Annotated in this window: 13 protein-coding genes; 6 read left to right on the forward strand and 7 right to left on the reverse strand. The window is 62.7% G+C overall.

Going from position 1 to position 14,859, the window contains the following annotated elements; translation table 11 throughout:
- Positions 1-240: 240 nt before the first annotated feature.
- The 5 genes from VGH68_RS07225 to VGH68_RS07245 are packed head-to-tail and all read left to right on the forward strand — an operon-like array spanning position 241 to position 5,821.
- The gene (locus VGH68_RS07225; protein ID WP_331602868.1) at positions 241-1,404 is read left to right on the forward strand and encodes an SRPBCC family protein; all 1,164 of its coding nucleotides are present in this window, start codon (positions 241-243) and stop codon (positions 1,402-1,404) included.
- Positions 1,405-1,436: 32 nt separating this feature from the next.
- On the forward strand, positions 1,437-2,618 hold the full coding sequence (locus VGH68_RS07230; protein ID WP_331602870.1) for an ABC transporter ATP-binding protein: 1,182 nt from the start codon (positions 1,437-1,439) through the stop codon (positions 2,616-2,618).
- A 1-nt stretch (position 2,619) separates the two neighbouring features.
- Positions 2,620-3,666 (forward strand): ABC transporter substrate-binding protein, encoded by a 1,047-nt coding sequence (locus tag VGH68_RS07235; RefSeq protein ID WP_331602871.1) that lies wholly within the window; start codon positions 2,620-2,622, stop codon positions 3,664-3,666.
- Between the two features lie 35 nt (positions 3,667-3,701).
- Positions 3,702-4,955, forward strand: a complete 1,254-nt coding sequence (locus VGH68_RS07240) for an ABC transporter permease (RefSeq protein ID WP_331602881.1) — start codon at positions 3,702-3,704, stop codon at positions 4,953-4,955.
- Between the two features lie 38 nt (positions 4,956-4,993).
- Positions 4,994-5,821 (forward strand): ABC transporter permease, encoded by an 828-nt coding sequence (locus tag VGH68_RS07245; protein ID WP_331602872.1) that lies wholly within the window; start codon positions 4,994-4,996, stop codon positions 5,819-5,821.
- A gap of 153 nt (positions 5,822-5,974) precedes the next feature.
- Here the strand turns inward: VGH68_RS07245 and VGH68_RS07250 are convergent, their stop codons facing one another.
- Genes VGH68_RS07250 through VGH68_RS07275 form a run of 6 tightly spaced genes read right to left on the reverse strand, consistent with a single transcriptional unit; the run spans position 5,975 to position 12,997 of the window.
- Complete coding sequence (locus VGH68_RS07250) at positions 5,975-7,321, reverse strand: acetyl-CoA carboxylase biotin carboxylase subunit (RefSeq protein ID WP_331602873.1); 1,347 nt, start codon at positions 7,319-7,321, stop codon at positions 5,975-5,977.
- A gap of 39 nt (positions 7,322-7,360) precedes the next feature.
- Entirely contained in the window at positions 7,361-8,929 is a 1,569-nt protein-coding gene (locus VGH68_RS07255) for an acyl-CoA carboxylase subunit beta (protein ID WP_331602874.1), read from the reverse strand.
- 48 nt (positions 8,930-8,977) lie between these two features.
- The gene (locus tag VGH68_RS07260; protein ID WP_331602875.1) at positions 8,978-9,202 is read right to left on the reverse strand and encodes a biotin/lipoyl-binding carrier protein; all 225 of its coding nucleotides are present in this window, start codon (positions 9,200-9,202) and stop codon (positions 8,978-8,980) included.
- Between the two features lie 37 nt (positions 9,203-9,239).
- Positions 9,240-10,832, reverse strand: a complete 1,593-nt coding sequence (locus tag VGH68_RS07265) for an acyl-CoA carboxylase subunit beta (protein ID WP_331602876.1) — start codon at positions 10,830-10,832, stop codon at positions 9,240-9,242.
- A gap of 25 nt (positions 10,833-10,857) precedes the next feature.
- Entirely contained in the window at positions 10,858-12,132 is a 1,275-nt protein-coding gene (locus VGH68_RS07270; protein WP_331602877.1) for a CaiB/BaiF CoA-transferase family protein, read from the reverse strand.
- Positions 12,133-12,184: 52 nt separating this feature from the next.
- Positions 12,185-12,997 (reverse strand): GntR family transcriptional regulator, encoded by an 813-nt coding sequence (locus VGH68_RS07275; protein ID WP_331602878.1) that lies wholly within the window; start codon positions 12,995-12,997, stop codon positions 12,185-12,187.
- A gap of 271 nt (positions 12,998-13,268) precedes the next feature.
- Between VGH68_RS07275 and VGH68_RS07280 the strand changes: the two genes are divergently transcribed.
- A complete protein-coding gene (locus VGH68_RS07280; RefSeq protein WP_331602879.1) occupies positions 13,269-14,525 on the forward strand; it encodes an MFS transporter in 1,257 nt (418 codons plus the stop codon).
- 158 nt (positions 14,526-14,683) lie between these two features.
- Here the strand turns inward: VGH68_RS07280 and VGH68_RS07285 are convergent, their stop codons facing one another.
- Entirely contained in the window at positions 14,684-14,794 is a 111-nt protein-coding gene (locus VGH68_RS07285; protein WP_331602880.1) for a helix-turn-helix domain-containing protein, read from the reverse strand.
- Positions 14,795-14,859 lie beyond the last annotated feature (65 nt).

Here is a 14,859-nt window from a genome sequence, read left to right on the forward strand (position 1 = left end):
CATCGTTTCACGTCGTTCTGCGAAACCTATATTCGGCGCCTGCATCTGGACGCATGAACAGGAAAGCGCGACACTCGTTGTTGCGCCCGTGCGGCGCTGCATAGGAAAAAGCTTTGCGTTGTATCTAAAAACAATATTTTGGCTTGCAATTTGGCTTGATAGATTGGTGTCCATGTTGAGCGCCGCGCCGCAAAACCTTCCGTTGCCGCGCTTTCACCGTGACGAATCGAGAAAGACACCATGACCCACCCGGCCAGGACTCTCACAGTAGAAGCGCTTGTCGACGAGCTGCGAACGGGTTGCGAACGGCCCTTCAGTGACGCGCATGCGATGCCGCCGGGTGTCTATACATCGCCCGAGTTCCTCGCACTGGAAGAGCGCGCGATCTTCGAGCGCGAATGGCAATGCGTCGGCCGCGCCAGCGCGCTCAACGCACCCGGCGATTACATGACGACGCGCATCGGCGCGCAGCCGATCGTCGTACTGCGCGACGAACAGATGCAGCTCAAAGCGATGTCGAACGTATGCCTGCATCGCATGTCGGTGCTGCTCGAAGGACGCGGCAACGTGCGCCGCGTCGTCTGCCCCTATCACGCGTGGAACTATTCGCTCGACGGCGCGCTGCAAGGCGCTCCTCTGATGGACCGGCAACCGGGCTTCTGCAAGGAAAATTACAAGCTTCCCGCCGTGCGCTGCGAGCAATGGCAGGGCTGGATCTACGTCACGCTCGACCAGAACGCGCCGCCCATTCACTCACAGCTTGCCGAACTGAGCGAGCTTGTCGGTGCATACGGCATGTCGGACTACGTCGAGACGTTCTACGAAGAGCACGTGTGGGAGACGAACTGGAAGATTCTCGCGGAAAACTTCATGGAAAGTTACCACCTGCCCATGCTGCATCGCGCGACAGTCGGACCGCATTCACGGCTCGAGGACATGGAATGCCCGCCGGGTCATTCAGCTTTCAACTATCACTGGATCACGAAGGAAGCGTCGCTGCCTATCGGCAACGCGCATCCGGACAACACGCGCCTCACCGGACGTTGGCGCAAGACCACCGCGCTACTGGCGATCTATCCGACCCATCTCGTCACGCTGACGCCGGGTTACTTCTGGTATCTGGTGTTGCAGCCCCAAGGGGTCAATCGCGTGCATATCCGCTTCGGTGGCGGGCTTGCGCCGGAGTTCATTGCCGACCCCGAGGCCAACGCGCACATGACGACATTGAAGAAGCTACTTGACGAAGTGAACGCGGAAGACAGACGCGGCGTGCAGGCCGTGTTTCGCGGCGTGCAGGCGCCGTTCGCGAAGCCCGGTCACCTGAGCCATCTCGAACGCCCTAACTACGACTTTGCGCGCTATATCGCGAGCAAGGTCGGTGTGGCGCGGTCCGGCACGCATTGATTACGGCGCCCCATCGACAGGAACCCTTCACGATGTCAAAGCCTTCCTTCATTTCGTTCTCGGGCGTGAGCAAGTCGTACGACGGCGCGCAATACGTCGTCGATGACTTGAACCTCGATGTGCGCAAGGGAGAATTTCTATCGCTGCTCGGTCCTTCGGGCTCGGGCAAGACGACGACGCTGATGATGCTGGCGGGGTTCGAATCGCCGACCCGCGGCGAGATCCGCCTCGATGGGCGGCGGCTCGACGACAAGCCTCCGCATCAGCGCGACATCGGCATGGTGTTCCAGAACTACGCGCTCTTTCCGCATCTGACGATTGCGGAGAATGTGGCGTTTCCGCTCTCGGTGCGGCGCGTGAGCCGCGCCGAACAGAAAACGCGCGTGAAGCGCGCGCTGGAGATGATCGAACTGCCGCATCTGGCGAACCGGCGACCGTCGCAGCTCTCCGGCGGGCAGCAGCAGCGTGTGGCGCTCGCGCGCGCGCTCGTGTTCGAACCCAGCGTCGTGCTGATGGACGAGCCGCTCGGCGCGCTCGACAAGCGCCTGCGCGAGACCATGCAATACGAAATCATGCGCCTGCATCGCGAGCTGTCGCTGACGATCGTCTATGTGACGCACGACCAGGCCGAAGCGCTGACGATGTCGGATCGTGTGGCGGTGTTTTCCGATGGCCGGATTCAGCAGGCGGCGACGCCCAGCGAGCTGTACGAGAACGCGCAGAACGCGTTCGTCGCCAACTTCGTCGGCGAGAACAATGGGCTGACCGGGCGCGTCGTCAATGCGAACGATGAGTGGGCGACGCTCGCGCTGTCGGACGGCAGCGTCATTCGCGGCCGCTGCGAAGCCGGTCTGCGAGCGGGCGACGAAGCCATGCTCGCGCTACGCCCCGAACGCGCGCATATCGCTGGCGCCGATGGTTCATCCGTCGACGAACACAGCAACGTGGTGCGCGCGCAAGTGGAAGAACTGGTGTATTGCGGCGATCATCACCGCGTGCATCTCGCGCTCGGTTCGCGCGACTCCTTCGTGGTGAAGGTGCCCAATACGCAACGCCATGCACTGCCTTCGCCCGGTAGCGCGATCGAGATCGCATGGCGCCACGACGACTGCAAGATTCTCGCGACAAGCGTGCCACGCAGCGCGCCAGCGATCGCTGTATCCCCACCGCTCTCACCTTCCATCATCACGACCGCACCAGCAGGAGCCAACTGACATGCGCACTCTCATCAAAGTACAAAGCGCCGCACTCGCCGCACTCGCGTTCACGACCGTCACCGTCCAGGCTGCGGAGACGCTCTCCGTCGTGACGTTTGGCGGCGCCTATGAAGCGGCTGCAAAAAAGGCTTATTTCGAGCCGTTCACGCAGGCTACCGGCATCGGCTTCTCGACCGAATCGTACGACGGCGGACTGGCGAAACTCTCCGCGATGGAGCAGGCGAAGAACACCACGTGGGACCTGATCGACCTCGAAACGAACGACGCGATCACCGCCTGCGACGAAGGCCTGCTGCAGAAATTCGACAAGAAGTCGCTCGGCAAGACCAGCGACTTCATCCCCGGCACGATCAGCGATTGCGCGGTTGCCAGCATGGTGTGGTCGACGGTCTACGCGTATGACGCGAGCAAGCTGAAAACCGCGCCGACTACCGTCAACGACTTTTTCGACCTGCAGAAATTCCCCGGCAAGCGCGGCCTGCGCAAGTCGCCGAAGGTCACGATGGAATGGGCGTTGATCGCGGACGGCGTCGATCCGAAAGATGTCTACAAGGTGCTCGCGACGCCCGCCGGCGTCGATCGTGCGTTCAAGAAACTCGACACGATCAAGCCGAACATCGTGTGGTGGGAATCGGGTGCCCAGGCGCCGCAGTTGCTTGCCGACGGCGCGGTCGTGATGACGCAGGCCTATAACGGCCGCATTTCCGACGCCGCGAAGAAGGACAACAAGCCGTTCAAGACCGTCTGGGACGCGCAAGTTTACGACTTCGACTGGTGGGGTGTGCCGACCGGCGCCAAGCATGCCGACGCCGCACAGAAATTCATCGTCTCCGCTTCGCAGCCGAAGGCGTATGCGGACCTGTCGAAGTACATCGCGTATGCGCCGCCGCGCAAGGACGCCATCGCGCTGGTCGACAAGCAACGCCTCGCCGATCTGCCGACCGCCCCGCAAAACTTCAAGCGCGCGTTGCAGATCAACGCGAATTTCTGGGCCGACAACGCGGACCAGATCAATAAGCGCTTCCAGGTGTGGCTGACGCAGTAACACGATCGTCCGACGAGAGCCAATTGACTACCCCCATGCCCGCTTCGGCCCGAGCCACAGCCCCGGGCTCTCCGACGAGAGCCGACGGCCGCGCATCGTTTCAGAAGGCGCGCCGCCGTGCGTCGCTGCAGGCGCTGTTGCTCGCGCTGCCGCTGGTCGTGTTCCTGCTTTCCACGTTCATCGCGCCGATCGCGCTGCTGCTCGCGCGCAGCGTGCAGAATCACGAAGTGCCGGACAGCATGCCCGCGCTCGCGCGCGCGCTGGATGCATGGGACGGCCGCGGGGTGCCGGACGAACGCGTGTTCGCGCTGCTCGCCGCGGGGCTGCGCGACGCGCAGCAAAGCGGACAGTTGGGCACGGTCGCAAGGCGGCTGAACTTCGATCAGGCCGAGTTCCGTAGCCTGTTGATGCGCACCGCGCGTCAGTTGCCCGCCGACGCGCCGCCGGCATGGAAACCGGCACTCGTCGAACTCGACGAACGCTGGAATCTGCCCGAGACCTGGCGTCTGCTGAAGCGCGCCGCCATATCGCCGACGCCGGACTTTCTGCTCGCGGCCGTCGATGCGCAAGTGACGCCGCAAGGCTCGGTCGCGTTCGTGCCGGACAACGCGTCGATCTATCGGCAGGCGTTCGTGCGCACGATCTCGATCAGCGCCACGGTCACGCTGCTGTGCCTCGTGTTCGGCTATCCGGTCGCATGGCTGCTTGCCAATTTGCCCGCGAAAAGCAGCAACCGCCTGATGCTGTTCGTGATCGTACCGTTCTGGACCTCGGTGCTCGTGCGCACGACCGCGTGGTACGTGTTGCTGCAGCCCGGCGGCGTGATCAATAGCCTGCTGATGGGGCTCGGCCTCACGACCCATCCGTTGCCGCTCGTCTTCAACCGCGCGGGTGTGCTGATCGGCATGACGCACGTGCTGTTGCCCTACATGATTCTGGCGATCTACTCGGTAATGAAAAGCGTGTCGCCCGTGTACGTGCGCGCCGCCCAGTCGCTCGGCGCACATCCGTTCGTCGCCTTCGTGCGCATCTACATGCCGCAGACGCTACCGGGCGTGGGTGCCGGCTGCTTTCTCGTATTCGTGCTCGCGCTCGGCTACTACATCACGCCCGCGCTGCTCGGCGGCGCAGGCGACGAAATGATCAGTCAGCTGATTGCGATCCAGACCAACACGCAACTCAATTGGGGGCTCGCTGGTGCGCTCTCGGCCTATCTCGTGATCTTCACGGCGATCTTTTATTTCCTGTTTAACCGCCTCGTCGGCATCGACCGCTTGCGCTTCGGTTAAGACCCGGTTGAACCATGCGGACACGACGAGGGAACCCCATGCAAGATCAACGCAATACGGTGCTGACGGAACGCGTCGCCGCGCGTTGGGTGCGGCTGCACACGGCGCTCGTACTGTTCTTTCTGGTCGCACCGATTCTCGCGATCATCCCGCTCTCGTTCAATTCGGGTTCCTACTTCTCGTATCCGCTGCAAGGCTTTTCGCTGCGCTGGTACGAGCAAGCGCTCACGAGCGCGGCGTGGCAACGCTCGCTGCTGAACAGCATCGGCATCGGCGCGGCATCGACGCTGATCGCCACGTGTCTCGGCACGCTCGCCGCGCTCGGCATTTCGCGCGCGCAATTCCCACTGCGCTCGCTGATCATGCCGATCCTGATCTCGCCGATGATCGTGCCGATTGTCGTCGTCGCCGCGGGCTTCTATCTGATTTTCGCGCCGCTCGGCCTGGTGAACTCGTATCCCGGCGTCGTGCTGGCCCATGCGGCGCTCGGCACACCGTTCGTCGTGATCACCGTGACCGCGTCGCTGCTCTCGTTCGACCAAAGCCTGTTGCGCGCCGCGTCCGGGCTTGGCGCGACGCCCTGGGCCACATTCAGGCGCGTGACCTTGCCGCTCATCACGCCAGCGGTCGCGACCGGCAGCGTGTTCGCTTTCGCGACGTCGTTCGACGAGGTGATCGTCATTCTGTTCATCGGCGGCCCGGATCAAACAACCGTGCCTCGGCAGATGTGGAGCGGTATTCGCGATTCGATCGACCCGTCGATCCTCGCCGTGGCGACGATGCTGATCGTGTTCGCGCTGCTGCTCTTCGCGAGCATCACCTGGCTGCGCGGCCGCACGGCGGCTGCCAGCAATGCTGTTACCTGACGCGTGCGGAATGACCGTCACGCATGACTGAGCGAACCCGGCAAGCCGCGGCAGAGTGAAGCTCGGGTTGTGTGCCTATGGTCTTTACGCGGCGCCAACGCTTTACGCGTGTTGTCATCGCTTTGACCTCCGGTTTCCTCATGGCGCCTGCAGCTACGCGGCAGCCACCAACGCCGTAGCGAGTTGCGTGTGCACGTTACCAGCCCGAAATGGCTCACTGCGCAGCACATTGGCGGCGAATGGGATGTTGGTCTTCACGCCGGCGACCTCGAATGCGGCCAGCGCGTCCAGCATCTCGTCGATGGCCCGCTCGCGAGTCGCTGCATGCACGATGACCTTGGCAAGCATGGGGTCATAAAACGGCGTGACCCGGTCGCCCTCGCCGTAGCCTGTTTCGACACGCACGCCGTGCGCGCAAGGCGGTCGAAACACGGTCAGTTGGCCGGGCGACGGAAAGAAGCGCCGCGGATCTTCGGCGTAGACGCGCACCTCGATCGCATGACCAACCGTCTCGATCGCGGCGGGCAACACAGTGTCGAGCCGCTCGCCCGCTGCGAGACGGATCTGTGCCTGAACCAGATCAATGCCTGTGATCGCCTCGGTAACCGCGTGTTCGACCTGCAGACGCGTATTCATCTCCAGAAAGCTTAGCGAACCATCCGGGCCGTACAGCATCTCTGCCGTCCCGATCACGTCATAACCGAGCTCGCCAAGAATACGCGCGATGCGCGTTCCGGTCTCGTCGATCAGCGCGCGTGGCAGGCGGGGCGCAGGCGATTCTTCGATGACTTTCTGGTGACGGCGCTGGATCGAACAGTCTCGCTCGAACAGATGTCTGACCTGGCCATATTTGTCGGCCAGCAACTGGAACTCAATGTGACGCGGGCGCTCGATGAGCCTCTCCGCATAGACGTCCGCATTGCCGAAGCTGCGCTGCGACATGGACCGCGCGCGGACCAAAGCATCGCCGAGTTCCGCTTCGTCGCGTGCCGGCAGCATGCCAATGCCGCCGCCGCCCGCGACCGGCTTCACCAGCACCGGAAAGCCAACGCGTCGCACTGCTTCGATCTGTTCGTCCAGCGAGCCGCATAAAACGCCGCTGCTCGGATTGAGGGGCATGCCGTGCCGCCCCATCAAATCCCTGGCCGCCGTCTTGTGACCCATGGCGCGCAGCCATCGCGCCTGCGGTCCGATGAAAGTCGCGCCGAGCGCACCGACGGCATCGGCGAATTCCGGATTTTCCGACAGAAAGCCATAGCCGGGATGCACGGCGTCTGCTGCGCTTTGACGGATTGCCGCGAGCAGCGCGTCGACGTTCAGGTAACTTGCCGCCGGCGCCGCCTCGCCGATGCAGATCGCCTGATCTGCCTGCGCGACGTACGGTAAATCGCGGTCAGCCTCGGAATACACGACGACCGAGGCGATCTTCATGTGCCGCAGCGCGCGCACCACGCGTGCTGCGATTGCGCCGCGATTGGCAATCAGAACCTTGTTGAACATGGCTCTCCCGATGGACTTGATGGCGCCGGGGGCGCAGCTTCACGGCCGCACACCCGCGCGCAGCTTCGGACCGACATCGGCCTTCATACGTCCCTGCACCGCGTCGATGAAGCGACACAAATAGCGCCGCGTCTGTCGCGGGTCGATCACGTCCTCGACGCCAAACGCCTCCGCGGTACGGAACGGCGAAGCAAGCGCACGCAATTGCTCTTCGAGTTCGTGTTGCCGCGCGAGCGGATCAGGCGCGCCCTGAATCTCGCGCTTGAACGCCGCCGCGACACCGCCTTCTACCGGCAGCGACCCCCACTCCGCCGAGGGCCACGCGAGCTTCAGATCGAGGCCGTTTTTGTCGGTCGTGCTCATACCGGCCATGCCATAGCACTTGCGGATCACGACTGTCAGCATTGGCACAGTGACCTGCAGGCCGACATACACCGCACGCATGCCTTCGCGCAGCGTCGCGGCGGCCTCGGCCTGCGTGCCCACCATGAATCCCGGCACGTCGACGAGAAACACTAGCGGCACATGAAAGGTGTCGCACAACTCGACGAAATGGATCTGCTTGCGCGCGGCCTTCACGTCCATCGCACCGCCCGCGACCATCGGGTTGTTCGCGACGATACCGACCACGCTTCCGTTCAGCCGCGCAAAGCCCGTGATAAGCGCCTTGCCGAAGCTGGGTTGAATCTCGAACAACGAATCGCGATCGACGATCATGCCGATCAGTTTGCGCATGTTGTATGGCTTGCGGCGATCGCGCGGCACGATGCTGAGCAACCCCTCGTCAGCGCGATCGACTGGGTCTTCGCAGCGCACCACCGGCGGCAGCTCGTACACGTTTTGCGGCAGATAGCCAAGAAAGCGCCGCATCAGCGCGAACGCGTCCGCCTCGCTATCGGCGGCGTGGTCGATCGTGCCGGCCACATCCACCGCCACGCGCGCGCCGCCGAGCTCTTCCTTGCTGACCTTCTGCCCCAGCGACCGTTCGACCACGGGCGGCCCCGCCGCGAATACCTGGCTCGTGTTCCTGATCATGACCGACCAATGCGACAGGATCGCGCGTCCGGCCGGGCCGCCCGCGGCCGTGCCTAGCACCGCGCTTACGACTGGCACGACACCCAGCAGTTGCACCGACCGTTCGAATCCGTGCACACCGGGAAACACCGTGTGGCCTTTGCGTTTCGCGGTATTCACCGTGCCGCCCGCGCCGTCGACCAGGTTGATCAACGGAATGCGGTAGTTATAGGCCAGATCCTCGACGAAGCCGCCCTGCCCGCCTTTCCTGCGATCACCGCCCCAGCTCGTGCCGCCGCGCACAGTGAAGTCTTCGCCGCCGATCGCGACCGGCCGGCCATCGAGATTCGCAAGACCGGCAACGTATGGCGCCGGCACGACTTTCTGCACGCTGCCGTTCTCGTAGACGCCGTTGCCGGCGAGCTTGCCGATTTCCTGAAACGAGCCGGCGTCGACGAGTCGTTCCACACGTTCGCGAATCGTCAGCCGTCCCTGCGCATGCTGCCGCGCGATCGCCTCCGCGCCGCCCAGTTCCTCCGCCCATCGGTGCCGCAAGGCGATTTCATCCGCTTCAGCCTGCCAGTCCTCGTCCATATCCTCCGCTCCCTAGCGCGCGCATTCCTGTGGTGTCCGGTGAACGGGCTATGACGATTGCAGCACCACCACCGTGTCGCCTTCCGCGACCGACTGGCCTTCGGCGACGAGAATCTCGGTAACGGTGCCCGCATCCTCGGCGATGAGCGGAATTTCCATCTTCATCGATTCGAAGATGATCAGCACGTCGCCTTCGACCACCGCGTCGCCGGGCGCCTTCAACACTTTCCAGACCGACCCGGTGACTTCGGCTTTCATCTCGTACCTGCTCATTCAGCCTCCTCGCTTTTGATTGTTGGGCACGCGGCGTCTAGAAGGTGGAAGGCCAGGTACGCATCAGATGCGCGCCGACGCCATTCGTCAAACGTAACCGATGCACGTCGAGCATACGAATCAGGTAGTCACGTGTGTCGTGCGGCTGGATCACATGCTGGACGCCGTAGTTGCCGGCGATGTCGTACGCGCTGCTGTCCTTGTCCATCTGCTGCAGCAGGTCGTCGAACGCGTCGTTGCCAGGCTCGACGCCGTGCACGATCTGCGCCGCGTAGTGCGGGTTCATGAAGCTGACTTCCGCGCTCGGCCACGCGGCGACTTCATCGGAATTGCGACCGCCCCCCATATTCAGGTAAGCCTGGCCATAGCTCTTGCGCAAAATGATGGAAAGCTTGGGGACGGTCACGAGCGCAAGCGCGCTCATGAAATTCATGATTTTTCCGGGCGCGCGTTTGCGTTCCGCGTCGAGGCCAATGATGAAGCCCGGCGTGTCGACGAACATCACGAGAGGAATATTGAACGAATCGCACAGCACGATGAAGCTGGTGATCTTCTCGCACGCGTCGGTATCGAGCGCGCCGCCCTTGTGGAGCGGATTGTTCGCGATGATGCCGATCGTCTGCCCATTTAACCGCGCCAGCGCCGTCACCGCGACTTTACCGAAGCGCGCTTTCAGTTCGAAGAGGCTGTCGCGATCGACCACGGCCTGCAGGATCTTGCGCACGTCGTAGACCTGCGTGCGCTGCTGCGGTAACAGCGCGCCGATCTCGCGCATCGCCGCACCGGAACCGGCCGGCACCGCTCGCATGGGCGGCGCTTCGTTGCAATGGCTCGGCAGATAGTCGAGAAACGTGCGGATGGCGTCGAGCGCTTCTTCGTCGCTATCCACGACGCGATCGACGAGGCCGGTCATCTGGGCATGCAATCGCCAGCCGCCGAGTTCTTCCGGGTCGATCGCTTCCTTCACCGCCAGCGAGACCAGCTGCGGACTAGACACGGCAAGGATCGCGCCTTTGCGCATCACGCTGAAATCGGAAAGCGCCGTGTACCACGTTGACGATCCATAGCAAAAACCCAGCACCGCGGCAGCCCACGGCGTTTCGCGGGTTCGCTGGTATTGCGTCGGGTCCGCACCGAGCGTGCTGCCCATGCCACGCGCGCCCATCGTATCGGGCATTCGCGCGCCGGACGATTCGCCCAGAAAAATCAGCGGCAAACCGCGCTGCGTCGCGACGCGCTTCATCTGCGCAATCTTCTTGCCGTTGGTCGCGCTGCTGGATGCGCCCAGCACCGTGAAGTCGTTCGATACCACCGCTACCTCGCGGCCATTCACACGCGCGTAGCCGACGACTTTGCCGTCCGCCGGCGTGCGGCTACGGTCGGCTTCCGAAACCGACGACGTGGCGAACAATCCTGATTCGATGAAGCTGTTCTCATCGACGAGGCGGTCGATGCGTTCCCGCGCATTCAGCATGCCCTGCGCGCGGCGCTTTTCGAGCTTGGCAGGACCGCCCATCGCAAGCGCCGCCGCACGCCGACGCTCGAACTCGGACTGCGGACCGGCTTCGCCACTGCGTGGCGCGTCCGCCGCTGGCGATGCAACGTCTTGTTGGCGTTCAGATGCTTTCACGGCGTGTTCGTCCATGGCGAGGCGTTCATACGGAAGCGGAATCTGCTGGCGTGACGCTATCGGCGATGTGAATCACACCGCCCGCAACCAGACGCGCCAGTTCCTCATCCGACACATCCGCAAGTTCGTGTAACACCCGGCGCGTATCGCGACCCACGGCGCCGCCGCTCTGGCGCAGCCGTCCCGGCGTATCGCTCAGCTTCGGCACCACGCCTGCCATGGTCACAGTCCCGAGCTGTTCGTCGGCGACCGGTACGAGCATGTCGCGCGACTTGAAGTGAGCGTCGGCGAATACGTCCTTCATCGTGTAGATGCGCGTAGCAGGCACGTCGGCCTCCCTCAGCATGGCTTCGAGTTGGGTCAGCGAATGCATGGCTGTCCACTCCCCGATCAGATGGTCGAGTGCCTCGTGATGCTCGGATCGCGCCAAGCCGCTGCTGAACCGCGGATCGTCGGCGAGCGCCGGCTGTTGCATTGCCTGGGTGAGCCGTTTAAAGACCGCATTGCCCATCGCGGTGATGTGGATGAACTCACCCTCGGCCGACGCATAGAGATTGTTAGGCGTGCTGTCAGGCAGGCGCGAACCGGTCCGGCCCGCGACGATGCCGAGCTTTTCAAACGCGGGAATATGCGGCTCCATGAAACTGAACGCGCACTCATAGAGCGCCGCATCCACGCACTGTCCGACACCCGTGCGGCCGCGTGCGAGCAGCGCCATCACCGCGCCGAAGGCCGCGTAGAGCCCGGTACAGTAGTCGGTCAGCGACACCGCGACTCGCGCTGGCGGCCGGTCCGGGTCACCGGTGATGTGGCGCAAACCGCTGACCGCTTCGCCGATCACGCCATAGCCGGCGCGTTCCCGATAAGGCCCGGTCTGACCGAATCCGCTGATGCGCACCATCACGAGTCCGGGGTTCAATGCGCAAAGTTCGCCGTAACCAAGCCCCCATTTCTCCAGACCACCCGGTCGGAAATTTTCGACGAGGCAATCGCAGCGCGCGGCAAGCCGTTTGACAAGCGCCTGGCCGGCCGGTGCGCGCAGGTCGATCGACACGAGTTCGCGATTACGCAGCAAACTCGCCGCATACAAGGACTTCCCTTCGTACTGCTTGCCCATCGTGCGCAACGCGTCGCCTTCGGGCGGCTCGATCTTGATGACTTCCGCGCCAAAATCGGCGAGTAGCCGGCCGCAGAACGGGCCCGCGATCGTGGACCCGAGTTCGAGCACGCGGAGCCCGGCGAGTGGCCCTTGCCGCACCGGCCCGGCTTTCTGCTCGTCTTGCTGTTGTGTCTGCGACATCTGTCACTCCCTGCGTCGCGCAAAGATTGCACGCGTGCGTCACACAAACCATTCAGACGATGAAATTCTTGTATCGCTTGATGAATTCGCGCGCGCTTTTCATGTTCTCGCGACGGCAGCGCTCGGCTTCCTGCGCATCGCCGCGGCGCATGGCTTCCAGCACCGCGCGGTGCTCCTTGAGTCCCTGTTCGGCGCGTCCCGGCAGAATGATCACGCGACGGATCACCGCCTGTGTTTTTTCATAGATGCCGTCGATCATCGCGCTGAGCACCGGATTGCTCGCGGCATCGAGGATGCGCTGGCGAAACAGCGCGTAGCCCGTGAGAAAAGCTTCATAGTTGCAGCTATCCACGTACGTCTGCATCGGGCCCGCGAACAGATCGACCAGATCTTGCCACTCGGCGGGATCGGTTTTTTCGGTGGCGAGCCGCACGAGCAGACCTTCGAGCACTTCGCGCACTTCGTAAAATTCGAAAACTTGCGATACGTCCAGCTTGACCACGATCGCGCCACGATTAGGAATGCGCTCGACCAGGCCGCGCTGCTCCAGCCTGGCGAGCACGTCACGCACCTTGGCGCGTGGAATGGCGTGTTCGTCGGCGAGTTCCTGTTCGCGCAACCGGCTGCCAGGTGCGATCTGATGCGAAACGATCTGATCGCGCAAGAGATGAAAGACGTCGTCGCTTTTGACGGGCTTCGCGGTCCTCGCGACCCTTGCGCGCTTCGCCGCTTGCCCAACTGGCTTAACGGATGTGAGCACCGGCTTGCCAGCCGCTTTTGCCGCGCTCTTCGCTGCGTCGCCGCTTTTTGAAGTCACCGGTTCGCGCGTGTTACTGCCCGTCGTCGTGGTGCTGTTGCGTTTCATTCGCTGTCCCGGTGTACCTGTCGCAATCGATGGTAGTAACGCGATGTAGGTTTGTCAACAATATTGTCTAAACTGTGCAGCCACCTGAAACAAGGGGTTTTCACTAGTAAACGCGCTCATTTTTAATGGTCAAGACATAATTGTTGACATTATTGCGGACGTTTCCTACGCTGCCTTTTGCGACCTCGGCGGATGCTGCCGTTTATGGACACCCTCCCGCGACGCGCATTCGTCAGCCCATCAGCGGGACACAGTCGGGGAGACAGCAGACATGGAAGCTTCGGACTACAGTGAACAGACGGCTGTCGGTAGCCGTGGCAATCGATGGACCATCGCCTGGTTGCTCTTCCTCATCACGATCATCAACTACGCCGATCGCGGCGTGCTCGGCGTAGTCGCGCCGGTGCTGATCAAAACGTTCCATCTCGACATTCGCCAGTTCGGCATCATCGCGAGCGCGTTCGGTTGGGGTTACGTGGTGATGGTGTTCTTCGGCGGCGGCATCGTGTCATGGCTGGGGCCAAAGCGCACCTATGTGTGGTTCTCGATGCTGTGGTCGTGCGCAATCTCGCTGGTTGCCGTTGCAACGGGTTTCGCGAGCCTCTTCGTGTTGCGTTTGTTGTTCGGCGTCAGCGAAGGCGTGGTGTTTCCCAGCGGCTCGCAACTGATCGGTAACTGGTTTGGAAAAGAGGAGCACGGCCGCGCCGCATCGCTGATGGGAGCGGGTATTCCATTGGGTTCGTTGCTGGTGATCCCCTGCGCGGTGTGGCTCACGGCGAATTACGGCTGGCAGGCGCCGTTCCTGCTGCTCGGCACGATCGGCATCGCGTGGGCGATTCTATGCAAGCTGTTCGTGCACGACACGCCGCAAGCGGCAGCGAACGCGCAACTGCCCGGTGACGCCGTCGAGCATCATGTGCCGCCCGTGCCGTGGGGTCTCGTATTGCGCAGCCGCACGCTGTGGCTCACCGGCCTCGCGTTTTTCTCTTCCGCATACGTGCTGTACTTCCTGCTTAATTTCCTGCCGACGTGGCTCGTGCGTGAGCGGCATATCGCATTCGCGCACGTGTCGTATCTGGGCATTCTGCCGTGGGTGTCAATGACGGCAGGTGCGCTCCTGTCGGGACCGGTTTCCGACTTCGTTTATCGGCGCACACGTAACCTTCGCCTCGCACGCAGCTATCTGGCAGGCACGTGTCTGGTCATGACAGGCGCGATCATCAGCTTGACGCTGGTCCTGTCTGATACGTACGCGATCGTCACGCTGATCAGCGTTGCCAGCTTCATCAATTTCATCGCGAACCCGGTATTTTTCGCCATTCCGATCGATGCCTGCCCGGAACACGGCGGCGCCGCGTCGAGCCTGACTACCGGGATCGGCTCGACCGCAGGCATCGTCGCGCCACTGTTCACCGGCTTTATCGTGAATGCGACGGGCACGTTCTATATGGCGTTCGCGCTGGTGTCGATTCTGCCGATCATTTTTGGGCTACTGCTGATTCTGGCTTGCAATCCGGCGAAACTCTGAACGGTTATCGCTAAAATCCGCGCCGCTGACTGGTGATGCACCGCCGCGTGTGTCGCCAGACTCGATATTCGCTCTGCTTGCTAAAGCGCGCGCGCTGGCGAATGCACGCCGCTTGTTCGCGGCGGACGAGGATTTGGGTTGCGTATCGCTTCTTCCGGCTACGACCGGGGCCTTTTCAGCGTCAGAGGAGACAAGCCATACACTTTCTTGAATGCACGGCTGAAGTGCGAGAGATCGGAAAAACCAACTCGCAGCGCGGCCTCGGTCACGTTGCGCGCATGCCCTTCTTTTTAGTACAAAGTCACGCTGACTGCGGGGAGTCCTTCGATGCGCC

The organism is Paraburkholderia sp., from assembly GCF_036488505.1.
Lineage (GTDB): Bacteria > Pseudomonadota > Gammaproteobacteria > Burkholderiales > Burkholderiaceae > Paraburkholderia.

Coding starts and splice junctions, on each gene's coding strand:
- VGH68_RS07255 (WP_331602874.1), bottom strand. CDS start 8,929: ATGGACGAGGACTGGCAGGCTGAAGCGGATGAAATCGCCTTGCGGCAC.
- VGH68_RS07240 (WP_331602881.1), top strand. CDS start 3,702: ATGCCCGCTTCGGCCCGAGCCACAGCCCCGGGCTCTCCGACGAGAGCC.
- VGH68_RS07280 (WP_331602879.1), top strand. CDS start 13,269: ATGGAAGCTTCGGACTACAGTGAACAGACGGCTGTCGGTAGCCGTGGC.
- VGH68_RS07245 (WP_331602872.1), top strand. CDS start 4,994: ATGCAAGATCAACGCAATACGGTGCTGACGGAACGCGTCGCCGCGCGT.
- VGH68_RS07260 (WP_331602875.1), bottom strand. CDS start 9,202: ATGAGCAGGTACGAGATGAAAGCCGAAGTCACCGGGTCGGTCTGGAAA.
- VGH68_RS07250 (WP_331602873.1), bottom strand. CDS start 7,321: ATGTTCAACAAGGTTCTGATTGCCAATCGCGGCGCAATCGCAGCACGC.
- VGH68_RS07235 (WP_331602871.1), top strand. CDS start 2,620: ATGCGCACTCTCATCAAAGTACAAAGCGCCGCACTCGCCGCACTCGCG.
- VGH68_RS07275 (WP_331602878.1), bottom strand. CDS start 12,997: ATGAAACGCAACAGCACCACGACGACGGGCAGTAACACGCGCGAACCG.
- VGH68_RS07225 (WP_331602868.1), top strand. CDS start 241: ATGACCCACCCGGCCAGGACTCTCACAGTAGAAGCGCTTGTCGACGAG.
- VGH68_RS07230 (WP_331602870.1), top strand. CDS start 1,437: ATGTCAAAGCCTTCCTTCATTTCGTTCTCGGGCGTGAGCAAGTCGTAC.
- VGH68_RS07270 (WP_331602877.1), bottom strand. CDS start 12,132: ATGTCGCAGACACAACAGCAAGACGAGCAGAAAGCCGGGCCGGTGCGG.